Here is a 25,934-nt window from a genome sequence, read left to right as displayed (position 1 = left end):
ATTTTAATTTATCGTAAAGCTTTACTTTATAACAGGTGATCAATCCTGCATCTATTAGGATAAGGTTCTTAATACATTGGGTTTGGTAATGCGTTTTATTGTTTAGCTTTTTGAACGCCTTCCTTCGTTTTGGTCATTCCTTTATTCAATCCTTTAGAAATTAGCATCAAAGCAGCTTTCGCTTCTTCATATGCCTTTTGAGGATCTTCATAAGTATCCTTGGTCGTTTCATCTACTGCAAAAATAGCCGTATTAGAATTACTTTGATTTAGATAACAAAATGTCCCTACAGCTAATACAAGAACAATACTAGCCGCTGCAACCAACCATGTTGGTACCAAACGATGAACAACAGGTTTCTTTTTCAGTTTTTCAAAGGACTGAGTAGATGTTTTTTCTTGCTCTTTTTTATAATAGACAAATAGAGGGCGAAAAGATTCTAACTCTTTTGCTACTTGGTTGCTATTAAAGTAATCTTTTAGCAATTGTTCTTCTTTCAAAGAAGTTTCTCCTTCCCAATATTTGTCCAGTATCTTTTTTATTGTCTTATAATCCATAAGATTCTATATTTAACAATTGTGTTCGAATGCTCTTACGAGCTCTAAACAGATTTACTTTTACTTGATTCAAAGGCAACTCTAGTGCTTCTGCTATTTCTTTATATTCCATCCCCTCAATATCTCGAAGTTGCATCACCATACGCTGCTTTTCTGGTAGTTCTTGCATCAATTGATGAATGTGTGATACGGTGTCTTTTTGAGCAGTTTGTTGATAAGGATTTTGGCTATCTTGAACTTGCTCTGGTGCCTTGTCCAAAGAAATATTTTGAAAACTTTTAGCTCTTGTTTTATCAATGGATAAATTTTTTGTCATGCGCATGCAGTATGCTTCTAAATTTTTGTACTCATGTCGATTCTCTCTTTTATTCCACATTTTGATAACGACATCTTGCACAACATCCTCTGCCAACTCATCGTCTCCAACGATTCGAGCAGAAAAACGAAAGAGCTTATCTTTCAATTCTACGAGTTGATATGTAAATTCTTTTAGTGTCATGTAGCGTGATTTCACTTCAAAGACGAGGCACTGTAGAAAAAGTTACACCTAGTTTCAAAAAAAATTATTTTTTCTATTTCCAACAAAAGGTTTTGCTGTTAAAAAAGCCTGAAACACCCATTTTTACAAATATATTGCTTACTTTGAAAGTCCTTAATAAAAATCTCCTTATTATATATTTTACCTTTCTTTCTACCTTCAATTTAATAAAAAATGAGTCAAAAAACACTAGAGGAATACTACAACGCATTGTTAACAGACGAAGCAACCAGCAAAAATACTTTGAAAGACTTAAAAAAAGAGTCAGAAGAATTAAATGCAGCATTATTAGAAAAAGTAATGCCTCTTTTGAAAATCTTTAAAAAGAAAAAGTTAAGTGATCTTTCTGGGATTTTAAAAAAAATAGATGCTGATAAATGCACTTATGCGCAAGAAGTTGCCTTGTGGTCTACTCCTCCTTTTGACGAACGCATTGACGCTTTTAAATATGATCGCAGCAAAAAGCTGAAAGAAATTCCGAAAGAATTAAAAGCATTAAAAAACCTAAAAGCCATACGAGTTGCGAAGAATACAATTAGTGAAGTTCCTACCTTCATAGGTGATTTTTCAGAATTGGAAATCTTAAACCTGCATTACAATCGGATAAAAAAACTCCCTAATAGCATTGGAAAACTATCCAAACTTAGATTTTTATACTTAGCCTTTAATTTTTTACCTGAACTACCAGAAGCAATTGGCAAACTAGAATCATTAGAATACCTCAATGTTTATTACAATTCTGATCGTAGACATGGTAATCCTGTTCTCAAGTCACTACCAAAATCGTTGGGCAATCTATCGAACCTCAAGCAACTTATTGCTGGCAACAATTTGATGTCTGAGCTACCTCTAGCTATTCAAAAACTCCATCAATTAGAAAAGCTAGTTTTTTCTACTAGCCAGATTAGTTCCGTTCCAACATGGATCGGTGAACTTTCTAAGCTAAAAAGTCTAGATTTATCTTGGAACAAAAAAGTAGAGACATTGCCCGACAGTATTGGCAATTTAACACAACTTGAAGAATTGAATATTGCAAGATGCTCGCTAACATCATTGCCTACAACTATTGGTAACTTAACAGAACTACAGACGCTAAAAGCCAACAACAATCAATTAGATGCCTTACCAGAATCTATCGGCAATCTAAGTAAATTAACAACTATTGAAATTAACAAAAATCCATTTACAACACTACCTGATACAATAGGGCAACTTTCACAACTTACCTATTTAGATTTTGAAGAAGGCAAATTAGAATCTTTGCCTGATAGCATTGGTGCCTTGACAGAACTAAGTGGTTTAATTTTGTCGCACAACCAGCTAAAAACGTTGCCAGCATCCATTGGCGCACTAAAAAAAGTAGAAAAGTTATATGTTTACAACAATCAATTAGAATCTTTGCCTGATAGCATTGGTGAAATGGAAAATTTGAAAGTACTTTCCTTAAGTAAAAATAACTTAAAACACCTTCCTGATTCGATTGCTCAATTGCAACACCTTACTCACTTATTCTTATCAGAAAACCCATTGTGTTCTGACGAAGAAGAAAAAGAAAAAATTGAAGATTTATTACCAAGAACAACCATAAGTTATGAGTAATTTTGAATCTAAAAACTTGGAGCATATTTGCCAATTATTAATTAGTGGCGATGAAAATACAGCCTTGGGTATACAGCTTTTAAAAAGCCAACCCAAAGCATTAATTGCAGAGGTAGAAGCTTATTTTCAACCATTATTAGAATTATTCAATCGAAAAAGCGTCCAATCTTTGCCCACTATTTTTTCTTACATCAAAGAGGGTAAATGCTCAGAACAAAAAAAAATAGACCTTTGGGGTACTCCATATGGTCAATACCACATCAAGACACTACATTTTGAGTATGACGAAATTCAAGAAATTCCTGATTCAATTGGAAATCTTGCCAATTTAGAATCCCTTAGTATTTCTAGTTGCCCTATTACATCGTTGCCAGCGTCTCTCGGACAGCTCTCAGAACTTAAACAATTAAAACTCTATGGCTGTCGAGACTTAAAAACACTTCCAGAGAGCATTGGAAACTTACAAGCGTTGGAGGAGTTAAACATTGGCTTTACGCAAGTCAAGTATTTACCTGAAAGCATGGCTCAGTTGGAACGATTAGAAATGTTAAGACTTTCGAGTTGTCCTTTAGAAGCAGTACCTATTTTTATAGGGAATTTCAAACGACTCAAAAAGTTATCTCTAGATCGTTTACACCTAAAGGAACTTCCTGCTTTTCTAGAACAGTTTAACAATTTGGAATACTTAGACCTTTCAGATAATAATCTTTCTTCATTGCCCTCTTTTATCTCAGAATTAAGTCACTTAAATCATTTGAGATTAAATGATAATCCCTTAATGGATTTGCCCAATGACATTGGAGAGTTGCAAAAACTCAAAACCTTGGAATGTGGTCATACCCGTTTGATAGAGTTACCTGAAAGCATTGGCAATCTAACTCAATTGGTTCATCTAGATTTGTACAGCAATTTTTTACGACAGTTACCTCATAGTATTGGTAATGCTAGTTCCTTAAAAGTATTAAATCTGAACAATAATAAACTCAAAACACTACCTTCGTCTATTCAAAACTTACAACAACTAACTACTTTAGATTTAAGTCAAAATAAACGGTTGTCCTTGCAAGAACAACAAAGCATACAAATGCACTTACCCAATACTAAAATAACCTTTTAAGCTTTTTATACTTATGCCTGTCCCCAATTAATGAATAGTTAGGAAAAATTTTAATGCACAAATTGGGATAAAAATAAAACACAGCAATAGGACATTTTTTTTATTTTTTTTTTACATTTTTCAGTTATTAATTCTATTTTAAGCCCATTCTATTTTTAATCATTGACGGGTTAATCATACAATAGATGGTTATCACAAATGAGTAGTTTTTGAATGAATTAGAAATTAGTTTTAACTATTTTTCTTGAGCGAACTATATGGAATTGAAAAAAGGATACCGTATTAGTTTTATTTTTGTTAGCCAAACTTGCCGAGTTAGCATAAGATCCAAAAGCTATTGATTGTAGAGAACTAACGAAGCGATAACGTTCTTACGAACGCAACAAACTATCTAAATAACATACGCGCACAAAATTTATTTGTGATTCTCTACTTTTGATAAGTCATTGAATCCTATCAACTCATTTGTAGTCGTCATCTGATACACAAAGTGTTTCAAACGCTGATTTATCTATCCAAACCTATGCTTTGGGAGCTGGCTTTGTATGCTTATTACTTAGCAATCATTTAGTTTTGCCATATAGTCTCTGCCCAAACTGCCATTGGTTCATATTAATCATAGCGTTTATTATGTCTATCTTACATTCAATAATAAAAAACCTTTGGCAATCAATTGATTGGGTGAATACCTTTTGTACGATCTATGTAGTAAGAAACTTAACACTTTTGTAGGGTCTATGATTATCATTTTATAATTCTTAAAAATTATCATTTTCAAAAAAACTGATTATCAATCAAAAATGAATTTCAAAAAATCATGAAAAGCATTCATAAACAAAGCTGACACCTAACAATCGTTCCTTAAAACCATGTCGTAGCAATACAACTAGCTACTCTTACAAGGTAAAACAGATTCATTACTTTAGAATTTTTCACCTGCTTATACCCTGAGGTTATAATTTTATTTTAATAATATATTAGACTCTTCTAAGCTCTCCAATAGCTTTTATTCGTATCCAAACAAAGCATGGATGTGGCATTTTAGATAACAAAAAATATCTTGAAGAGTCGCACAGACTGTTATAAACAAAACATTCGTTAATAAATTTTTGGACGCTTTGGTTTCTGCAATTGCAACATAGTTAGACTAGCCATGACAACCAAAGACAATTTTTTAGAGCACTCTTATTTTTATTCATCGTGAAAGATATTGAGAAAGAACAAAAAAACTTACTAGAATTAATTAACTCTTGGGACGAAAAAAATATTCGTCTTGCGATGCTCATTTGGCAAAATGATTCTAGACTAGAACAATATGTTCAAGAACAATTTAAAGCACTTTTACAAGCAAAAGATTACAAGAGCTTAGTTGGATTACGCCTACTAGCTAACTTAAATAGTATGAATAGTGATGACATGGAAGAATCATTACAATATATGCTAAAAGTGAGATGGTTAAAACTAAACCACAATATTTTAGATGCTTTTCCAATTCCATATTTACGAGATTTAGAGCAATTAAAAATCATTTCTACAACCATTGTTAATTTGCCCAAGTCTGTCGGTCATTTGCACAGCCTAACCGTACTTGATTTAAGCGGGTGTCGAAATTTGAGCTCTTTTCCTCCCGAAGTTTTAAATTTAAAATACTTAACAGAAATTCATTTGACAGGTACTGCTATTGGAGAGCAGCATAAAATTAGTATATTAGTTGGCTCAAATAAAGTTCAGGCATTTCTACAGTCTCTATTTAATTAGCTTACAATGGGTTCAAATTTACAGATACAACAATTATTACGAACAGGTATAGTAACAAACATTGCTAAAGCGCTGCACTTGCAAAGTTTTTCGAATGCTAATTTTGACTGGAAGCCTTATCTGCAACTAGCCGATTGGTTACAAGAGCAACAACTTATTGCCCCTACGATCAACGCTCTAGAACTTTTATTGTTAGAGCTATTTTCTTTAGAAAGCATTTGTTTGGCTGAACATAATCTAGAACAAATTCCTAGTAACTTTGGTGTGCTTAGTAATTTAAAACAATTGGATTTGAGTTATAACAAGCTTCATATGATTCCTATGTCTTTGGGTATGCTGCCCAAAATTGAGCAACTAGAACTGCAAGGTAATCAACTACTAGCACTTCCTGAATCTATTGGCTTATTACCCACCCTAAAGCATTTAGACTTGTCTAATAACCAGTTAAGTATATTGCCAGATTCCTTGGCTCAATTGTTGCATCTACAGCATTTGTCCATTGCCAATAATCAGCTGTTAGAAATTCCTACAGATATTGCATGGCTTTCCAATTTAAAAACACTTCATTTGCAAGGCAATCAAATTACGGTGATTCCCACGTTCATCAAAGAATTGCAACAACTTGAAATTCTTGATTTAAGTAACAACCCTATCCCTAAAAATGCCTTACTAAAAGTACAAACACTATTACCGACCTGTAAAATTATTGTTGGGCAATCATGACAGATAAGGAGAAACTATACCAACTTATACAGACTTCCAAAGTAGAGAATATTAATTTAGCCATTGAGTTATCTAAAGCCAATGCTATCGTACTGGAAGAATATGAGCTAGTGCTAAAATGGCTTTCTGATGTCAAAAAATATCGCTTCAAAAAACGTATCTTAGAAGACTATTTGGATGAGATCACAAGAAAAACACATGCCTACCTCAATCAACTAGATTTAAACGAGTTGCCTGATTTAATTGGGCGTTTATTTAATTTACAACGTTTGTATTTAGGAAACAATCAACTAAAAACCCTTCCTGACACATTAGCCTATTTAAAAGATTTGGAGGAGCTGAATGTTAGTTCTAATGCTTTTAGTATTTTTCCTGCTTGTATCTTAAGGATGAGCCATCTAGAAGACCTTACTATTTCTCACAATCAGCTTAGTTTTATCCCAAAATCTATTGACAATCTTCATCGCTTGCAACGTCTCCGACTAAACTACAACCAGTTGGAATCCTTGCCTGATTCCTTTCGTAATTTAACCCGTTTACATACGTTATACATACACAGCAACAAACTCACCAGTATTCCCAAGGTATTGAGCCAATTGACAGCCATCAAAGAATTAAATTTATCCCATAATCAGCTTACTGAAATTCCAGATTACATTAAAGATTTTAAGCATGTAGAAACGTTCTATTTTAGTGATAATCCGATTATATCAATATCTGAATCTATTGGCTATTTGACCAACCTAGAAAAACTGCACCTTGGGAAAACAAAAATACAAGCACTCCCCCAATCCATTGGGCAATTATCTAACTTGAAAGAACTATACGTTTTTGACAGCCAACTAAAAACGCTTCCCGAAAGTATTGGACGTTTAAGCCAACTAAAATCACTAAAACTTACTGGTAATGTCGGAATTCAGCTCCCTGATAGTATTGCACAACTCAAAAAATTGAAGCTACTTTGGTTGTGGGATTGTGCCTTGACAGAGGACGAAATTACCCGCATCAAGACCTTGCTTCCTAAATGCCAAGTCAAATACTGATGCTCTTTATTTCTACTATTTTTATTACCTTTATGGGGCTTTTTAGCCTTCTAAAGGCTATCTGCTATTAAATAGTAGCAGCGCAGCTAACTATTGATTAAACACACCAAAAGAGAATATTATAACATGACAAATAAAGAATACGCCAATCAGTTTCAAACCCTAGCTAAATTGATGGAATTAAACGGAGAGAATAGTTATCGCATTAAATCGTATAGCAATGCTTATCGAATTCTTCGTGGAGTGACAGAAGCCTTGGATGATATGAGTCTTGCAGAAGTCAAGCAAGTAAAGGGGATTGGAGATGCTATTGGTCAAAAAGTCATGGAGTTGCAGAAAGATGGCAAAATGAAGTTGCTAGAAGACTATAAAGCCACCACACCTACAGGCATCGTACAACTGCTTGGCATAAAAGGACTTGGTATAAAAAAGATAAAGTTACTGTGGGAAGAATTAGAAATTCAATCACCAGGAGAGTTACTTTATGCTTGTAATGAAAATCGTTTGGTTTCTCTAAAAGGTTTTGGAATAAAAACACAAGCAACAATAAAAAAACAGTTGGAATATTTCTTTCAATCTATTGATAAATTTCACTTTGCCAAACTAGAGGAAGAAGCGGAAAATTTGGTTTTAGATATACAGGAAACATTGGACACAGAATTGGTTAGTTTAACAGGCAAAATTAGACGCTTAGAACCTATCTTAGAAGCCATTGCTATCCTTATTGGTCAACACGATATTCAAGCCATTTTTGATGAAAACATCTTAGTTTTAGACAAACACGATGGAACAACGCCAGTCTATCATTGCAAAACGCCCGATCAAGGTATTCCTGTTATTTTGTGTACCTCTGATGCAGACTTTTTTGGCTATAATTTGCTCCGAACAACGGGCACAGAGTCGTTTAACAAAGACTTGTTTGAGACTGCTTTTGACACCCCAATAGATTGGCGACACAACAACCCCCAAGAATTAAAAGACATGGATGAACAAGCTATTTTTGCAGCCGCAGGTTTGCCATTTATCGCCCCAGAAATACGAGATGTTTCCAAAATTATTTTTAAAATAAAAGGAGGTTTTGTTCCTGAGCTGATTCAAGAACAAGACATCAAAGGCATTCTGCATGCACACAGCACGTGGAGTGATGGTGCCAATACCTTAGAACAAATGGCTACTTATGTTCAAGAACAAGGTTACACCTATCTAGGAATTACCGACCATTCCAAATCTGCTTTTTATGCTAATGGCTTGCAAGTAGAACGAGTCTTAGCTCAAATGGAAGAAATTGATGCTTTAAATGAAAAACTAGCTCCGTTTAAAATTTTTAAAGGAATAGAATCTGATATTTTATACGATGGCAGCTTAGATTATGATCATACAATTCTAGAAAAATTTGACTTTGTTATTGCTTCTATCCATTCTACCTTGCGCATGGATAAGGACAGAGCAACACAACGCTTAATTACAGCCATTAAAAATCCTTATACCACCATCTTGGGACATCCAACAGGAAGAATTTTACTATCCAGAGAAGGCTACCCTATCGACCATAAAGCTGTTATTGATGCTTGCGCTGCGCATCGTGTTATTATAGAAATCAATGCCAATCCGCTTCGCTTAGATTTGGATCATACTTGGATTCCTTATGCTTTAGAGCAAGGGGTAAAAATTGCAATCAATCCAGATGCCCATAGTTTGGAAGGAGTGCACGATGTTCATTTTGGAGTTTTGGCAGCTAGAAAGGGCTTATTAAATAAAGAAATGTGTGTCAATAGCTTATCAGCAAGTGATTTTGAAGCCTTAATATCTACCAAAAAGTAATCTTATGAATCGATTGATAAGCCTGCTGTTTATACTCTTGTCTTTTTGGCAAACCAGTTATTCTCAAACAACGATTTGTGAAAAGAATACCACTTTGTATTTTTCTTGTTATAAATTACTTCCCAATCAAAGATTTAGTTATCAATACATTGATGGTTCGGGCGAGACAATTGGCGTTGGGACATATACTGTTAATAAAAAGGAGCTTGTTTTTGAATACGATAGCTTGGCATCTCCTATTATTACCAAATCCCAAACAGCCCTTGCACCAAATACGATTCAAATTACGTGTTCTTATATTTTAGATTCCTTTCCTAGGTTGTTTCACCCTGTTGTTTATAATAAGAAGCTATTTTTTTGTGACTCTTTAGGACAAGTCAGGGTCCCCAATTACACCGAAGGAACCATTCTTATACACAACTATACCGATTCTATTTTAATTAACCCTAAAATAGATGATGCCAACAATTACCATATTTATACCCACTCTGCTGGTGATAAATTCATCGCCAAGGGTACCGTTCAAATATTGGAGAAAAAAGGAAAGTTGTACCGCCGCCGCATCCAAATGTACTTTGACAAGAAAGGTCTTCCTAATCCTGAAAAAGAAGTTTGGAAATATATCTATTTTAATGTTTATGAGTAGGTTTTATTATTAGCAATATATTGGGACTATTGATCGTTTCTTATTCCTCTATTTTAGAGCTACTAATATAGTTTTAACAGACTATTGATGATTTAATTCCTTGTATTTTTTAAAATCTCCGTAACTTACTGTTCCAAAATTAAAACTGTTATGAAGATTTATTTGATTGCGTTCTTATTGTTATTCCTCCATTCGCTCACTTACAGCCAAGTAATGGATAGCGTTGTGGTATCTCCTGAAATGTTGTCTAAAGCCAAAGAATTCGAATTGGCAAAGTACGATGTCTCTAGAAAAAGTAAGTATATCATTTACTTACCCATGAATTACTCAAAATTCTTATTTACAGAAGACGATAAAGCATTGTTTCATACACTCAAAGATACGATGATAGAGCGCATCGACTTGGTTTATACGGTATTTAGAAGAAGTAAAACATTTGACCAAATCAAGTTGAACAAGGAACGTTATGAGATGTTCCAACAATTTTTTCCGCAAGCATTTAATAATAACTTGATTGATTGGAATTTGATGGCTCAAAATGGAACCATGGACTATGAAGAAGCACAAACTTATTTTCATGGTTTTGTCATTTACCTCAAACCCCATCGAGTAACGACCAAAAATGGGATTACGATTAGTACCGCTATGGACCTTAGAGTTGATGAGCCAGAAACAAAAGTATTGGAAACCAACGAAGAAGTAGCTCAAATCAAAACCTTGCTCAACAAGTCTACGGCAACCAAAATTATTCAAGATACCACTTATACTAAAATTCGGAAACGCTTTTGGACAGGAAAATACTTGTCCAAAACCAAAGCTGGTCGAAAAAAAGGAAAACGATTTACCAAAGAAGGTCCCAAACGTCCAAAGGAATATCGCTTCAAAGAAATCAAAGAAATGAAAATAACGGAACGAGAGGTTCCTGACTTGGATGCTGCTCCCGAACCCGAAAAAGTTATTGCTGAAATGACGGAGGATTCTGTCGTTTATTCTGTCCTTAATCGAACCTTAGGACGATGGGATGACCATGTAGTGGTGCAAGATGTAACGGGAAGTATGCACCCGTACTTAACCCAAACACTACTCTTTTTGCGAAGCCATATCAAAAAAAACACCACCGAAAAGTTTGTTTTTTTTAACGATGGCGATAGCAAACCCGATGGTCCTTTGGGCTACTCTGGTGGTTGTTATTACACTAGTGCTGATAATGTGCAAGAAATTGAGGAAATGGCTTTTGAAGCAATGCGCAATGGAAAAGGGGGGAAAGCTCCTGAAAATGATGTCGAAGCCATTCTTTATGGCATTAAAAAATTTCCCAAATGTAAAGGAGTTGTATTAATTGCAGACAACTTTTCTAGAGTTCGAGATTTTCGCTTGATTCCTAGGTTAATGAAGTTAGGAAAACCCGTTCGGGTTGTCGTTTGTGGCATTGCCAAAGGGGATGTCATCAACTTAGACTATATCTATTTGGCACGTTATACTGGTGGTTCTTTGCATACTATTAACGAAGATATTACCGATTTGGCAGACAAAAAAAATGGTAGTGCCTTTAAAGTTGGCTCGCAGTATTTTAAACTGGAAAATAATGTCATCAAGTTAATTCACCAAAGCAAATCCAAACATTTTGATCGTTTTTAGTAACGCCCTTCTATCGGGTATTGATATAATGCTGAATCCATTTTCATAATTTTGATAAAACTTGGGCGCATTTGTTTGCCGTGTACCCCAAAAACAGAACCATTAGTTAAGTAAATAAAAAAGCTTAAATTAGAGGTATGAAAAAAAGAAAATTTACTGCAAAATTTAAAACCAAGGTAGTTATAGAAGCCTTGAAAGAAGTATCCAGTTTATCCGACTTGGCAAAGAAATATAACTTAGCTCCGACACAAATTAGTGGCTGGAAGCGTCAATTTCTGGAAGGAGCCGAGGGTGTTTTTACATCTAATAAGGGAGGGAAAACAGAAGAAGAACGAGAAAAAGACAAGCTCTTGAGGACAATTGGTGAGCTAAAAGTAGAAAATGACTTTTTAAAAAAAGTGTTGAAATGAAGCCCTTGGATGAAAAACGTGCCCATATTGATAACAAACATCCAAAATTGAGCATTCGTAAGCAATGTAAGGTACTAAACATCAATCGCTCTAGTTATTATTACCAAGCGAAGACGGAAAATGAGTTGAATCTAGAATTAATGCGCTTGATGGATGAACATTATCTACAATATCCATATAAAGGAGCCAAGCGAATACATATTTGGTTAACAAAAGATTTAGGGTACAAAGTCAATCTTAAACGAGTTCGACGTTTGTATACAGCAGTGATGGGCTTGCGATCTATATTGCCTAGTCCCAATACTTCCAAACCAAGCAAAGACAAGGATAGGCAAGTATATCCCTACTTACTTAGAGATTTGAAAGTAGAACGCCCTAATCAAGTATGGGCAACAGACATTACTTATCTTCCCATGTCAGGAGGCTTCATGTATTTGACAGCAATCATTGACTTATATTCTCGCTTTGTTGTTGGCTGGTCTTTATCCAATAGTATGGATGCTTCTTGGTGTAAAACTCTGCTAGATCAAGCAGTGGAACAGTATGGTAAACCTGAAATTTTAAACACAGATCAGGGCAGTCAATACACTTCCCATCTGTTTATCAAGGCTGTTCAATCGCATAACATACGTTTGAGCATGGATGGGAAAGGTCGTTGTATAGATAATGTATTTATTGAGCGGCTCTGGTGGTCGGTTAAATATGAAAATGCTTATATTTATGAGTACAAAGATGGAAAAGCACTTTATCTAGGTTTGGAGAAGTACTTCCAATACTATAATTTTGAACGTAGACATGCTGGCATAGACCATCATTTGCCAAGCAACCGATATTTTTCTTCCAAAAACACCCCTCTTTTTTATGAGGGCGATTTGCAAGAAAAATATCTACAGAATATTCATTACAAATCAGCTTAAACTGGTCCTAAGGATAGGGTACTCCGCAGTTCTACATCATCCATCAACTTATACTCTACAATAAGAAAATCTCGTTTGTAAGTGGCGATTACCTTACCTCGCCACTTGTCTTCTTTTTCACCTTTTAGTCTTTCTCTAAAAAAGCTTGAACGATGTTTCCCATTTGTTGACCCTGTGATATAATAAGGCTACTTTCATTGAGACTCGTTTAAAATGTTTTTTCCGTTACATAAAATCTAAAAAAGAGGTCGAGGCTGAAACTCCTTTGCACTCATGATAGGAATTAATCTTTAGCTTGGTTTTATGGATTCTTTTTTTTCGTACCTCCTAAGTTGGGCATTCTGACAAGGGCAAAATTTAGGGTAAGCAATTGTTTGAAGTGTTACCGACTCTCCCCAAACATCATTTGTCAAACTATCATAATGATAATAAGGGTCTACTTCTAAAACTCTGAATTTGCATTTTTCGACCTCAAATTCACTGCCTTTACCTACTTTTATATCTTTTTTACCATTATCAAAACTTATTATTGCAAAGTATCCAGTAAGAATAGAATCACTTGGCAAATGATACGTGCTAATAAAATATGCCTCATTTTTAGGCATACTAATCATGATTTTAACCTCTTTGCCTAATCTTGCCCAATGATTGCCTTTTGAGTAGGTAACAACTGGTTTATTAGGATAACCAAGTGTATAATATTTGCATCCACAAGCCTCTAGAAAAAAAATGGAAACTAAAAATAATACAACTTCTTTCATGTAACTATAATTTAGCATAATCTATAAAGTAACTACACAAATTTTGCCAATTTAATTCCAAATGTTCTTTCCCGTGGGGGTTTTTTAAATAAAAAATTACGCCATCAATTTTATCCAAATAGTAAAAATGATCATAATATATTTTTTGTCCATCATTTAGAATAATATGAGAATTTTCATTGTTTGGGGCGTCCATAGAGCCTAAAGTCAAAGGCGTTTTATTTTTAAGAGCTTCCTCAAAAATCTGTAACAATTCTTTTTGGTTTTCTTTTTTTACCAGACCTTTTGTAGCTGTCTTGCCTGTAAGTACTTGTAATGTTTCTAGTGAAGAACCACCATCTAACAAAGCATCATAGCCTCCCATTGCTTGCGCATAAGCTTTTTCTAAGACTTGAACCCAGAGTTCATTATCTCCTTTTCCTGCATAGGCAGCTTTTTTCTTCTCGTTTCGAACAAATTCATTTTTAACAGGAATAATTGTTGCCGTACGTTTATCAGTACTAGGGTCTTTTCGCAGAAATAACGTAACTTCATAAGAACCATCCGATTTTTCCTTAATTAATTTCTTTATATCATTAGGTGCATTTTTTGCTAGAGCAGCAATAGAACTCAGTAAAAAACAATCATCCAAATCTCCCTGTTGTACATCATTGGCATCTATATCATATTGATGTTTTTTTCATTTAGGGTAATTTGTATTAAAGGTTATGTATGTAAAAAGTTATGAGAACAGTTACTGTATCTTTAATACTGTTGTGATAATTTCAGCGTTAGATGGTTTTCGCTTGGCGCTTGGTTTTTAAATAAAAAAACGTAAATTGCCATTGTGAAGTATTCCTTATATGTTTTATTTTTGCGACTGTAATTCGCAACTATTGGAGGACTTTTTATGTACCACAACTTGAATTAAAAATAATCGCATTAAATAAAATACCTCTTTTATCGCAAAAATACAAGCTATAGTAAAAGTTAAGCTATCTATCTACGCCACCACCTCCAAGCAACAACAATCACAAGCCCCAAAGCAACAAGCCCTAGCCCCCAGTACATCCATGTAGATTTACGCATAATTTGAATAGGTTCATCATTTCCAACCAGCAAAAATGGAGACCAAAAAGCAGGATGAGGACCAATTCCTGAAGCATTTTGCATAAAATTCAATTTAGCTTCTCGTAGAGCCTCCGACTTTGTCATACCATTACTTAAATTTGAATAAAATATTTTCATCATCTCAGCAGTTGCAAAGTCGTTGACTTGCCACAAAGTCATCACCATGGAAGAAGCCCCTGCATACATAAAAGAACGTGCTAAAGAAGCAATTCCATTGCCTTTCTCAAAAGTACCAAAGCCTGTTTCACAAGCAGAAAGCACGACCAAATCTGCATTTAATTTTAGATTTGCGATTTCATAGGCTTGCAAAAAACTATTTTCTATACTATCCCCATCTTCTGTAAAAATCAGACTAGACAAAATAGGCTGTTTATAATCCAAAACGCCATGCATAGCTAAGTGAATAACCGCATAATCTGCTACTTTTTCTTTGAACAAACGCTCCGAAGCATCTTTGTCAAAACCAAAGTAGCCTTGAAATTCTTTGGACAAAACATTCACCTCTCGTCGAGCTGCATAGAGCGGTTTCAAGCCCTTTCGACCTCTATAATAGTTGGGTAATCTAAGATCTTTTTTTAGGGTATCTAAAGATATATCGTAGTTTGCCGCCATAGCTAATATTTGTCCATTATTAACCGACTTGGTACTTTGCTTGTTCTCTTTCCACAATGTTGCAGAATAATTGTAACTCACTTTAAAATGCTTAATTAAGTAGTCCAAATCTGGATAATTCACCTCTCCTTGTGGTGCTGGGTTCATCAAAAAAACTTCAAATGGCAAGTAAGCTAATTCGCCATCAGGAACAATAATTAAATGTTCTATATCCGAAGTTTCTCTTAGAATAGGTGCTATCATTTTTTTATAAAACCAATGCGCAGGGCGTGTATAAGCTTCATAGGCTTTTTCTTGATTTTTTGCCAACAAATCGTAGTTGCTCAACGCTCGGTACAAATCTCTAATTTTTGTTGTCAAGTGCTCTCTTTTCAAAGACTGACGCACCAATTTATATTCCTTTTTATCAATATAGAATAAGTACAAAACCGAATCAGTCACAACATATTCTAATAAAGCTGTTTTAGGGGACAACAGAGCTTGAATTTCACGTAGAGTGGCATTATCACTTTTGTATTTTAATTGAACATAATTCGGGTAATCCTTTTCTAGCTGCTGAACAAAGAAACGAATATCTTGATTGACTTCATTCAATAACTTGCGCAAGCTATCTTGTTCTACTTGGGGGCGTTTGGTAATTATATTAGCTTGTAATTCATCCCTTTCTTTAAACAATTCATTTTCTCGGTCCATCAATGAATCTGGCAAATTGCCCAATCGATATGCCTTTTCCGCCTTCGTTGCCTCTAACAACAAGACCGATTTATTTGCTTCTGCCAAATCAAAAGCCTGCTCTACCAAATTTGCTTGTTCCAATAAATACAAACCTCTAGCATTCCAACGTTCGCTACGTTCCAGTACTCGCAACTTGCTCGTACTATTGGTATATAACTTTCGAATTTTTGTAAATAAATCATGAGCAAGGCTTGTTACAAGCAATTGTTTGGCTTCTTTGTCGGGTGCTTGTTCCTTTTCTAATAACAAATACAAGCGTTCTAACCCTCGTAACATTTGGTTCAGATGATTGATTGATAAATAATCTGCTTGCATTAAACTATCTCTCCATTCTTGTGTAGGTACTAAACTTATAGTTGAGTTAGATGCAGCTTGCAAGCATTTATGCAAATAGCGTTTGGCTTTAGGTAAATTGTCAAGACGGATATACACATCTACTAAATCATTGACACAGTTTACATATCCCTCGTGCTGAGTACCAACTTTGCGCTCCATAATTTCTAAAGATTCAAGGCGTAGCTTTTCTGCATCTTCATAATGCTCCATCTTGAAATAAGCACTGGCAAAATTAGACAAGAAGATAGCATACTTGGGATGGTTCACTCCTATCGTCGTTCTTAATATTTCTCGTACTCTTATAGACAATTTGATAGCTTCATCATATCGCCCTTGTTGTTTGTAAGAAGTAGCCAATAAGTTTAAATTATTGGCATAAAGGGGATGTTTTGTTCCTAGCACCTTTTCTCGAATTGCCTGTACCTCCAAACACAACTTTTCTCCTTCTTTGTTGCGTCCCATTTTTAGATACAAAGCTGCCAAATTACTTAATGTATTGGCATAACGTGGGTGCTCTTCCCCATACACTTTTTTAGCAATGCCAACAGCTTCTAAGTACAACGGCTCTGCCTCCTCAAGTTGCTCATTAACATAATACAAAGCTGCCAAATTCGCTAATGTATTGCTATATTCGACATTCATGCCCCCCGATATTTTGGCATTAATTTTTTTATTTTCAAGATACAATAGCTCAGCTTCCTCATAACGCCCCATATAATAATACAACACAGCCAAATCATTCAAAGTAACCGCATAAGCTTGACTCTCTGTTCCTGACAATTTAGCATTAATAGTTTTAACTTCTAGCAATACTTCTTCTGTCTTTTTGAAGGCACCAGTTCTTCTATAAACTTTTGCCAATCCACTTAATGCATCAGCAACATCTTTATGCTCATGTCCAAATAGATTGGTAAAAATAATCTGTCCTTGTAAAAAAAGTTGTTCAGCAACCGTATAATTTCCTGAATACACATTCAAAAAACCCAAGTAATTAATATAAGCACCATACGTACTATCTTTGACGCCCACCGTTTGCGCTGCTTTTTTCAAATTAGCTTCAGCATATTTAATAGCATCCGCATAATTTCCTTTGAGATAAGCTGCTTCAGACAGCGAATCCAACACTTCATGATCTAAATCTAATAATTCAGTAGAAAGTGTATCTTGAGCATAAGTAATTTGCCAATTTACAAGTAGGAAACAGTAAAAAAATAATTGCTTCATAGATTAATTCTGATTAATGGGAATATCTAGAGTTGTGTTTTAATACAAATGAGTATATTGTCTATTGGGTAGATTAGTACTTTATCAAATAACTATCTAATAATTACTTGATAGAATACTAAGGAAAGGCTAGAATAAATGCCTAAAAATACCAATATATCCCCACAAATAAGTAATTGATTCTAAGAATTTGCCTTTGTATGCTATGGATTTTTTATTTTTCTACCACAACAATCAATTTCTCATATAAGAATTCCCTTTTGAAGCACAAAGTACTTGTATCAATAAGCGATTGAGTTGTTTATTTTAGTAACAGTGCAGCTAACTATTGTTATTTAGAAATCATAGATATGTTCGATTCGTATTTTCTGCCGATTCAAAATTCTTAATGTTTCGCACAAATTTGGAACGGGCGTAACCAATACGATTCTTTGCTCATCTACTTTAGAAGTAATCGTTTGCGTAAAAAGGGGTTGACAATTGGGAATATCCAATTGGGTATCTTTTGGAGTTAATAAACTAATCAATATGGCGGAATTATTCCCCGCTACTTCCTTAACATTAACTCCTTGATGGGCTAGATATCGAATAGCAGGAATAAACGCAGCATAGCGAGGCAAACTAAGCAAAGCAGAACTATCTGGCAATACAGTCATAACTGTTGCTGACGTTCCAATGTTTTTGGGCAAATGATCAACTAAAACAACCGTATTCAAAAGGCTTTCTCCATACATAGATTCCGACCCCATTTTCATCAACTGTCCATAAAATGCTTTAAATAACAATTCTGAAGTTAAGACATATTTGCGTTCCCATTTTCTCAACAAATGAGGTCCAAGCCAAGAAGTTTGAGTCCACAATTCTTGTAGTTGCTGCCAATAATCAAAATTAAACCATGGTTCCTTTCGTATAAAATCAACATATGATTGCAGGTAAGCAGCATTCCATTGATCTTCTTCGGTAACAGGAATTTTAGTATCGGTTACTCGACCGACTACTTTCTCATACCAAGCCTTCATTAAATACTCCGTGGAAGTACTTGCCCCTATAACCATAACCATAGTATGATACTCAGAATTAAATTCAAAATTACCCTCCATCTGCTCGGATAAAATTCGGTAACTATCCCAAAATTGCTCGTGATGTGTCACATAAGACAAGGTAGTAGCGGTATGTTCTTTGAAATAAGCAGCTTGTTCAGCAGGGCTATGCACCAAATACCATTCTGGATATACCCAAAAAGTATTGTCTGCTGCACGTCGATGGTTGGGAGGGGTTATAGGGTTTTCATTTGTTTTCAACCACTGTTTATCAATAACAAGCCCCGCTCCTTCTGGAAAGGTTCGTTGCATTCGTTGGTATTTTGCATAATGAATACAACCTGCAATAAAAGCCAATAAAACAATTAAAATTCGTAGTCGATTCATCATTTACAACTTTATGAGTGATACTAAGGTGTTGTCTGAAGGATCTTTGTGTTGCAAAATTCGGAAGCCTTTATCCTCGAATCCCAACTTACAAACTATCTGACACCACTCTTCTATCGACTTAAAGTTTCTAAACTCATTTTGATTAAAATCCCAAGATTCATTTAATCCTAAATTAAATACGGTGTGTACCAAAGAGCAAAAGGTTGCCATTGAAGCTGTTCCTGCATCGTGATCACGCAAAATAAAACGCCCCCCTTTACGCAAAACTCGATGTATCGAACGAATAAAAGGCTCTAAAGCTTGAACAGGGCAATGATGCAAACCAATCATACAAGAAACCACATCAATACTAGCATCAGGAACGATATTGGGATCAATAGGTTGATAATCTAGCGGAATGTATTGCCCTAATTTTCGGATTTGCCCACGCTCCAACATAGCCGCAATAGAATAATCAGGCGCATAATCATGCATGATGTAAATATTTCCAGTTACGTTCACCTTTTTTCGCAAATCGGATATGTAACGTGCTGGTGCCCCTATCTCCATATACCCATCTATCTGTTTCTTTCCTTCCAACAACTCCAAAGTTTGACGAGTCATTTCTTGCTTTTGTTTTTTTAGCGCAGGCAACCCATATCTTAAATCTGCCAAGAAAGGTTTAATGGTTGATAGCTGGCTTTGAACCAACTCATAAATAGCTTGATCAGCTTGTTTTTCTTCACAAGCTTTTACAATAAGATGGTGAAATTTTTCCTCTGGGTACAAATTATACACTACTTGCAAAAATCGAAAAAAAGCATCGCGTTGCTTTACATCAGAAAAGACTTGTTGAAATTCTCCAGTATTAGTCATATTGAGTTGTTTTTTAGGCTGATAATAATGATCCCAAATCACATTTCTAAAACGAAACTCAGGATCCAATTGCGCTTTTAGTTGGAATAATTCTGTTGCTCTAGGATAAGCTTTTAAAAATTGTGCTCTAGTCGCATGAGCTTGATAAGGCAGATAGTATGTTCCTCCTATTTCCAGAACAGCATCTACCAATTCTCTGTTCCAAACGGCAACAGCTCCTTTTGCTGCTGCACTTGTTTCTTGTTTATAATATACGACAAACGCAAATACTTCTTCGCGTGCCCATGCGAGATAAGCCCCTTCGTCAGGGACAGCGTGTCGAATAGAAATATTGATAACATTTACTTTATGACGTAAAAATATTTCATTCATTTTGTCTGAGAATGCATCAAACTTCAAAATAGGCACAAAATATTCTAACAAAACATACGTTTTCCATTTGCGAGATTTAGGTTCCAATTCTGCTACGTCGTATCCAGCCTCATAATTTCGCCAATGCACACGCTTTCCCAAATAAAACAGAGGTTCAATAATGTGTTCTCTTCGCCATTTTCCAAAAGGAGATTCAGAGGTCACCCAGAAAAAATAACGCTCCAAAGGATAAGAAGCTTTCAAGGGCATTAAACGATGCTTTACATTAGGTTTTTCGTCTGTTTTCACCCAAGATACCGCATTAATTTTCTGAATAGAAGGCAAATACAAATCCGCATTATGAAAAACAATTTTGTCATCAAACCGAACATTTTCATCAAAAAATGCCCAGTAATCTTTCCTATTCATTTTTTGGCGAACTCGTTTTACAGGAATATTATCCGTCAATGCCAATTCGACTTGAACCAATATTCCTAATCCTCCATATCCTCCCACTACTCCAAAGAACAGCTCTGTATTTTCTGTTCGACTAGCGTGCTTCAAGCTTCCATCTGCCAAAACTACATCTACAGACAAAACAGACAAAATCACAGCACCCAAGCCCATGTAACGACCGTGAACATTGACACTAACCGAACCACCAACTGTAAAATTGGCATAGGTTTGCATGATCATCACACTCAAATTATGAGGGTCAATATGTGCCTGTATATCGCACCACCTTACTCCTGCTTGAACCTTAATGCGTTTTTCTTCTTTGGAGAAAGTTACGATTTGATTAAATTGGCGCATATCCAAATGCGTACTTTGAGTACTAGTGGTTTGCCCTCCCATACTAAAACGTCCCCCACCAATAGAAATACTGCCTTCTGTTTGTTTAACGATGTCTTGTATTTCTTCAATGCTAGTAGGGCACTTAATTTCCGCCACAATAACAGGGTTCAATTGCGTCACATCATTAACAATACGCTCCTTAGTTTTTAGATGGTAGATTTTTTTGCCATCAGGCACTTGCAAATAGTCGTCTGCACTAGAGGGATTTCCCCCATAATCATTCGCAGCAGCTACTCCTTTTTTAAAACCTAATTGATAAATTAACCATAGTGGTCCTAGAATTGGGATGATTAAAATCAATAAAGCATATCCAGACTTTCCGACATCGTGTAACCGCTTGGTCGCAGTAGCCAACAAACTCCAAAACAAAAAGGGATACAAAATCATTGTTGCTGGAGTACCAAAAACATACTCTATTAAATTGTAACACACATAAAATGCTAACCAAATAAAAATTACTGCATGCCAATACGTTATTCGGTTGATACGACCAATATAGGTCAACATCAAATAACTAATGGGAAGTTTTTGTTGAAGCTTTTTAGGTTTCATGCAATATTTTTCTTATTTATTGAAGTAATGCTACGCGCTAGTTTTTAGATTTTTCTCGACTTTCGGGCAAAAGATACACAAAGTAACGTTTTTACAAAAAACTATTTTGTAACAAGTATTAACAATTAATATAAACTATGTTTTATAAAAAACTAAATGATGCTACCGAATTTGTAGCAGGAGATCATACCAGGTTAAAAGAAATTATGCACCCTTTGCATGACAATGTTTCTATAGGATACAGCCTAGCTCATGCACGGGTGGAAGTCGGTCAAGCCTCTCTTCCCCATCAACTCAAAGGCTCTGAAACCTATTATATTTTGGATGGAAAAGGAGAAATGCACATTGACAACAAGAGCTTTGAAGTGAACAAAGATGATGTCTTTTTAGTTCCTCCCAATGCCTCACAGTATATTAAAAACATTGGTCAAAAAGATTTAGTTTTTTTATGCATTGTAGAACCTTATTGGCAAGAGGAAGAAGAGGAGATTTTTTAATTAGAATCGCATTGAAGCTTCTACCCATTCCCTCAATCAACTAGCGACACCAATACTTTTTAGAATTTTTTTGAATTGGTCTTTCATGAAGCACATCTAACGATTCTGTAATTAAAATACAGAGCTAATAGAATTATTTTTCATAAAAATGAGTTGTATTATTACATTTAGCAAATACATAACCCTTCAAGCATGGAAATGAAATATTTTTTTTCTGTAATAATACTATTTTGGAGTTGGACGCAGCAAGCGCAAGATAATATTGATTTGAATCTTGAAAGTAGAGATACCGCTTCTCTTAATATCATACGGGTCTACCCTGATGATTTTCCCAAAATTACAGTAATTTTTAATGCGGCAACTCATTCTGGCAATCCTATCTGGAACTTATCTAGGCAACAAGTTCAAATCTTCGAAGGCACAACACCCTGCCCCATTCATTGTTTAAAAAGAATATCTGAAAATGAATCTATAAAAATAGGATTGGTCGTTGATCATTCAGGATCTATGGCAGAAGATTATAATCAGCTTTTTGATAAGAATGGTAAATTTCTAGGTACGTATAGTCGATACGGTCAAATTATTCCTCCCAAAGGTTATATTGCTCCCATTGATAATGCAAAAAAAGCTGTTAAAGGTTTTGTTCAATCTATGGATAACCTCAAAGACTCTATTCAAGTGGTTGGTTTTTCTGAAAAAGTAGACAAAGTTCTTGATTTTTCTAGCGACCAAGTTCTTATCAATAAGCAAATTTCGGCCATGAAACCCACCTCATTGACCGCTTTTTATGATGCAGTCAAAGTCTCTTTAGAAAACATAGCCAAAGAATCAGGCATAAAAGTAATCATTGCTTTATCAGATGGAGGAGACAATAGTTCTAGTGCTACCTTAGAAGAAGTCACTCAACTAGCTCAATCCATGGAGGTTCCTATTTATACCGTTGCCTTGGGCAATGCCAACAAGGAAGCTTTATCTCAAATGAGCGAAGCAACAGGAGGTAGTTTTTATTACACCGAGTCCTCCAATGCTTTATCCAATATTTATGATAATATTTCTAAAAAAATACGCTCGATTTATGAGTTAGGTTACGCTTCTGAAAATCTTGCCTCCAACGCTCAAAGAGATTTTCGTTTGACATTTGACATTGACTCCATTTATTTGACCAACAATGACATTTCTTTACAACTCCCCTCAAAAGTTGTCCAACATTTAGAAAAAAAAGAACAAGAAGCTGCCCAACGCTTGTACACCTATGCTGGCATGGGAATCGCTGTTATCTTACTAGCAAGTAGCTTAGTTTTTTTATTCAAAAAACGCCAAACAGAAGATACATCTGATCCACAGCCTTCTCAACTACTCAAAACCTATCCCAATCCCTTTGAACACAGCCTTTATGTCAATTATATCATCAAAGGCAATCAACCTGTTTTACACTTAAGTTCTATAGACGGTGTTCCGATACTAACACGACAACTCAATCCTAGTACATCTGCCATTCAGTTGCATCATCTAAATTTGGAAACTGGTATTTATATTTTAAGCCTAACAACAGATAGAGGAACTTCTAATACCCTAAAAGTTATACGAAAGTAAGGTATATTTTTTAGGTCTGTCTATATTTTCTGAAACGGTCAAGTTCATAAACAACAATCGTAATAGCGTTGGCTATTACGATTGTTTGTATCTTGTGCTCCAGATATTTTTTATCACTTTGAAAAAATCAAATTCGGTTCAGAACCTATTTAAACTCCATCTTCGAGTTATAGATACTTGGTTTCGAAGAACATAAATTGCGAACCTACTCTAATGTTTATCAAATGTTTTTGGAATTCTATTTTCATCCGTTTCTTTATCAAAGACCCAAGATATAATCCACCATCTGTCTTTTTCATAAACTAGTTGAATACTATTAATACCTCTTCTTCTCACAGGTCCATCTTTCATCAAGGTTGTTTCATACGTACTCCAAACTTGTGCAATGTTTCCAAAAACCTTGACCTCTCTATGGACTTCGTACTCAAAAAAATCCGTTTCCATAATCATAGAATCTGTATCTTCATGGAACTCACTTATAGGAATAGTAACCTGTTTATTCTCCGAATTTTTATACGAATAAATAGCTTTGGGATGGTGTAAAGATAAGTCACGTGCCCATTCTCTCTGCTCCCCTTTGAAACCAGAGACAACTTCATAAGAAGCCTGAATTAGTCCTGAAATAGTTGCCACATCATCTTTTAATGGATAAACATTTGTTGTGCGATTGTCCGTTAACATAATCTAATTATTTAAAATGATCTTAAAACACTTGTTATCAAAGCATTTTTTGCTTCTATCCAAGTTTGAATAGGCACAAATTAGATGATCTTACGCTGTTCTGCAAAGCTACTATTTAGTTGAACCCTGTATTTATTTACTTTGCCTTATTCTTTATGTTTTTGATTTTCCACAAATGATCTTATTGGATATAACTTCTAAAAAAACCATCTACTAAAGCAACAATCCTTCGATTGATTTTTTTAGGCAATCTCGATAACTTTTAGCTACGGATATTTTATCATTATTAATATAAATGTGATTATCTTCAAGTGCGTCAATTGCCATTAGGTTAACAATATAGGAATTATGTATTCTCATAAAATGCGGCGGCAAGACTTCTATCAAATCTTTCAAAGCCTTGTAGTAAATATACCGCTTGCCCAATTGCATATAAATTTCGACATAATTCCCCAGACCTTTGATATACGTAATTTCGTCTAAATTGATTTTTATGTATTTTTTATTCGACTTGATAAATGTAAAATGATGTTGAGAGCTGTTTGTATCCATACCTCCTAAATATTAGTAATTGTGCTCAATCAAGGATTGCTTTAAGATAAACCCCTTCTCTGCTTTGATATGCCAAGGTGTCCCAATACAAGAGCCAATGTCACTATTTCCAGTACAAGTTCCTGGAGGGCGACATTGTGTATCTAAAATGCGCATTTCTTTGTACACCATACCAATCCCTTTGGCATAAACTTCGGTCGAAAATCGACGTTCGATGTTATTCGTTTTGTCTACTTGAACAATTTTGGCAACATCTGGGTAAATTGTATTGGACAAGGTATCTACAAAGCTATCACCAATATCTTCGCATACAAAGTCATCCCAATCTTTAAACATATCAATAGAACCTCCCCGAATAGGCACCAAAGTATCTCTTCGAATGTATACAATTCCATCCCAACGACGATCTTGCTGCATTGGAGCCACCATCTTTATCATCCGCTGATTGTCTTCTACCCGTTGTACTTGGTCACCTTCTATCTTTTCTGTCCAAATGTTATACAAGACCCAAGCATCATTACTTGTTTTTCTAAAATAACGTTTAATCACAAAAGCAGGGTCACCTTCTCCGTCTACCGTTTCTGTTTCTGTAACTTCTTTTATTTGATAAGTAGTCGTTTGAACTGTACAATTATATTCGTCGTATACAATAGAATCTATCTGATAAGTTTTGTATTTCCCTACTTCTATAGGATAATATTCAAAATCTATTGGTGCCAAGGTCTCGACAATGCGTTCACAAGCAAAAAATAAGATAGATAATAAGAGAAAGAAAGTAATCTTATAATTTAAAAAATTAGACTGTTGCATTTTAAATCAATTGAGTTCATTTAATAGGAACAAATATACCGTTTATTACTAATAATTTAGCTTAAGTAAGTGACAGAAAAGAAGACAAGAAAAATTGATATTTTAACGCAACATCTTTTCCAAACCATTACTGCTGTCCTTTGTATAAATTTATAGTACGTTTTGAAACCCTACATAAAAAGAAAAGAAGAAGTTTTTTGAAAATTAGGTAGA

At 35.0% G+C, this 25,934-nt stretch carries 22 protein-coding genes; 12 read left to right on the top strand and 10 right to left on the bottom strand.

The genetic code is table 11. The annotated features are described in order from the left end of the window. Window positions 1-95 precede the first annotated feature (95 nt). Both QP953_RS10755 and QP953_RS10750 read right to left on the bottom strand, forming a co-directional pair. Complete coding sequence (locus QP953_RS10755; RefSeq protein ID WP_052598358.1) at window positions 96-557, bottom strand: hypothetical protein; 462 nt, start codon at window positions 555-557, stop codon at window positions 96-98. Next, window positions 547-1,056 carry an RNA polymerase sigma factor gene (locus tag QP953_RS10750; RefSeq protein ID WP_052598357.1) on the bottom strand — a complete coding sequence of 170 codons (510 nt, stop codon included), beginning with the start codon at window positions 1,054-1,056 and terminating at the stop codon, window positions 547-549. The genes QP953_RS10755 and QP953_RS10750 overlap by 11 nt, the downstream gene beginning before the upstream one ends. Window positions 1,057-1,269: 213 nt before the next feature. Here QP953_RS10750 and QP953_RS10745 point away from each other — a divergent pair, with 213 nt between their 5' ends. The 10 genes from QP953_RS10745 to QP953_RS10700 all read left to right on the top strand — a co-directional run bounded on the left by QP953_RS10745 (window position 1,270) and on the right by QP953_RS10700 (window position 12,767). Further along, entirely contained in the window at window positions 1,270-2,694 is a 1,425-nt protein-coding gene (locus QP953_RS10745) for a hypothetical protein (protein ID WP_309554994.1), read from the top strand. Next, the gene (locus QP953_RS10740; RefSeq protein ID WP_309554993.1) at window positions 2,687-3,811 is read left to right on the top strand and encodes a hypothetical protein; all 1,125 of its coding nucleotides are present in this window, start codon (window positions 2,687-2,689) and stop codon (window positions 3,809-3,811) included. Before QP953_RS10745 ends, QP953_RS10740 begins: the two co-directional genes overlap by 8 nt. A gap of 1,200 nt (window positions 3,812-5,011) precedes the next feature. Then, window positions 5,012-5,569, top strand: coding sequence for a hypothetical protein (locus tag QP953_RS10735; RefSeq protein WP_052598716.1), 558 nt, complete (start codon window positions 5,012-5,014; stop codon window positions 5,567-5,569). A 6-nt stretch (window positions 5,570-5,575) separates the two neighbouring features. Beyond that, window positions 5,576-6,292, top strand: coding sequence for a leucine-rich repeat domain-containing protein (locus tag QP953_RS10730; protein ID WP_309554992.1), 717 nt, complete (start codon window positions 5,576-5,578; stop codon window positions 6,290-6,292). Next, complete coding sequence (locus QP953_RS10725) at window positions 6,289-7,335, top strand: leucine-rich repeat domain-containing protein (RefSeq protein ID WP_309554990.1); 1,047 nt, start codon at window positions 6,289-6,291, stop codon at window positions 7,333-7,335. Before QP953_RS10730 ends, QP953_RS10725 begins: the two co-directional genes overlap by 4 nt. Before the next feature lie 126 nt (window positions 7,336-7,461). Then, window positions 7,462-9,156 (top strand): PHP domain-containing protein, encoded by a 1,695-nt coding sequence (locus QP953_RS10720; RefSeq protein WP_309554989.1) that lies wholly within the window; start codon window positions 7,462-7,464, stop codon window positions 9,154-9,156. Window positions 9,157-9,160: 4 nt separating this feature from the next. Then, window positions 9,161-9,802 carry a hypothetical protein gene (locus QP953_RS10715; RefSeq protein ID WP_309554988.1) on the top strand — a complete coding sequence of 214 codons (642 nt, stop codon included), beginning with the start codon at window positions 9,161-9,163 and terminating at the stop codon, window positions 9,800-9,802. A 150-nt stretch (window positions 9,803-9,952) separates the two neighbouring features. Beyond that, window positions 9,953-11,440 (top strand): hypothetical protein, encoded by a 1,488-nt coding sequence (locus tag QP953_RS10710; RefSeq protein WP_309554987.1) that lies wholly within the window; start codon window positions 9,953-9,955, stop codon window positions 11,438-11,440. Window positions 11,441-11,577: 137 nt separating this feature from the next. Further along, window positions 11,578-11,850, top strand: coding sequence for a transposase (locus QP953_RS10705; protein WP_309554986.1), 273 nt, complete (start codon window positions 11,578-11,580; stop codon window positions 11,848-11,850). After that, window positions 11,847-12,767, top strand: coding sequence for an IS3 family transposase (locus QP953_RS10700; protein WP_309554985.1), 921 nt, complete (start codon window positions 11,847-11,849; stop codon window positions 12,765-12,767). The genes QP953_RS10705 and QP953_RS10700 overlap by 4 nt, the downstream gene beginning before the upstream one ends. A gap of 290 nt (window positions 12,768-13,057) precedes the next feature. Here the strand turns inward: QP953_RS10700 and QP953_RS10695 are convergent, their stop codons facing one another. From QP953_RS10695 to QP953_RS10675, 5 genes are all read right to left on the bottom strand, one after another. Beyond that, entirely contained in the window at window positions 13,058-13,528 is a 471-nt protein-coding gene (locus QP953_RS10695; protein WP_309554984.1) for a hypothetical protein, read from the bottom strand. A gap of 4 nt (window positions 13,529-13,532) precedes the next feature. After that, the gene (locus QP953_RS10690; protein ID WP_309554983.1) at window positions 13,533-14,159 is read right to left on the bottom strand and encodes a C2 family cysteine protease; all 627 of its coding nucleotides are present in this window, start codon (window positions 14,157-14,159) and stop codon (window positions 13,533-13,535) included. Window positions 14,160-14,506: 347 nt separating this feature from the next. After that, entirely contained in the window at window positions 14,507-17,545 is a 3,039-nt protein-coding gene (locus tag QP953_RS10685) for a CHAT domain-containing tetratricopeptide repeat protein (RefSeq protein ID WP_309554982.1), read from the bottom strand. A gap of 335 nt (window positions 17,546-17,880) precedes the next feature. Next, entirely contained in the window at window positions 17,881-18,975 is a 1,095-nt protein-coding gene (locus QP953_RS10680; protein WP_309554981.1) for a hypothetical protein, read from the bottom strand. Beyond that, complete coding sequence (locus QP953_RS10675; protein ID WP_309554979.1) at window positions 18,976-21,588, bottom strand: FAD-binding protein; 2,613 nt, start codon at window positions 21,586-21,588, stop codon at window positions 18,976-18,978. A gap of 137 nt (window positions 21,589-21,725) precedes the next feature. Here QP953_RS10675 and QP953_RS10670 point away from each other — a divergent pair, with 137 nt between their 5' ends. Continuing rightward, entirely contained in the window at window positions 21,726-22,085 is a 360-nt protein-coding gene (locus QP953_RS10670) for a cupin domain-containing protein (RefSeq protein WP_309554978.1), read from the top strand. Between the two features lie 198 nt (window positions 22,086-22,283). After that, complete coding sequence (locus QP953_RS10665) at window positions 22,284-23,678, top strand: VWA domain-containing protein (RefSeq protein WP_309554976.1); 1,395 nt, start codon at window positions 22,284-22,286, stop codon at window positions 23,676-23,678. A 210-nt stretch (window positions 23,679-23,888) separates the two neighbouring features. On the opposite strand, the gene QP953_RS10660 is transcribed toward QP953_RS10665, so the two are convergent. From QP953_RS10660 to QP953_RS10650, 3 genes are all read right to left on the bottom strand, one after another. Beyond that, on the bottom strand, window positions 23,889-24,359 hold the full coding sequence (locus QP953_RS10660; RefSeq protein WP_052598729.1) for a hypothetical protein: 471 nt from the start codon (window positions 24,357-24,359) through the stop codon (window positions 23,889-23,891). Between the two features lie 213 nt (window positions 24,360-24,572). Beyond that, the gene (locus tag QP953_RS10655) at window positions 24,573-24,911 is read right to left on the bottom strand and encodes a LytTR family DNA-binding domain-containing protein (protein WP_052598730.1); all 339 of its coding nucleotides are present in this window, start codon (window positions 24,909-24,911) and stop codon (window positions 24,573-24,575) included. 12 nt (window positions 24,912-24,923) lie between these two features. Then, the gene (locus tag QP953_RS10650; RefSeq protein WP_309554975.1) at window positions 24,924-25,721 is read right to left on the bottom strand and encodes a hypothetical protein; all 798 of its coding nucleotides are present in this window, start codon (window positions 25,719-25,721) and stop codon (window positions 24,924-24,926) included. Between the last annotated feature and the right edge of the window lie 213 nt (window positions 25,722-25,934).

Origin of the sequence: Aureispira sp. CCB-E (genome assembly GCF_031326345.1) — a bacterium.
Taxonomy (GTDB): Bacteria; Bacteroidota; Bacteroidia; order Chitinophagales; family Saprospiraceae; genus Aureispira.
Note: the sequence above shows the minus strand (reverse complement) of the source record. Positions and strands in the feature narration are given on the sequence as shown.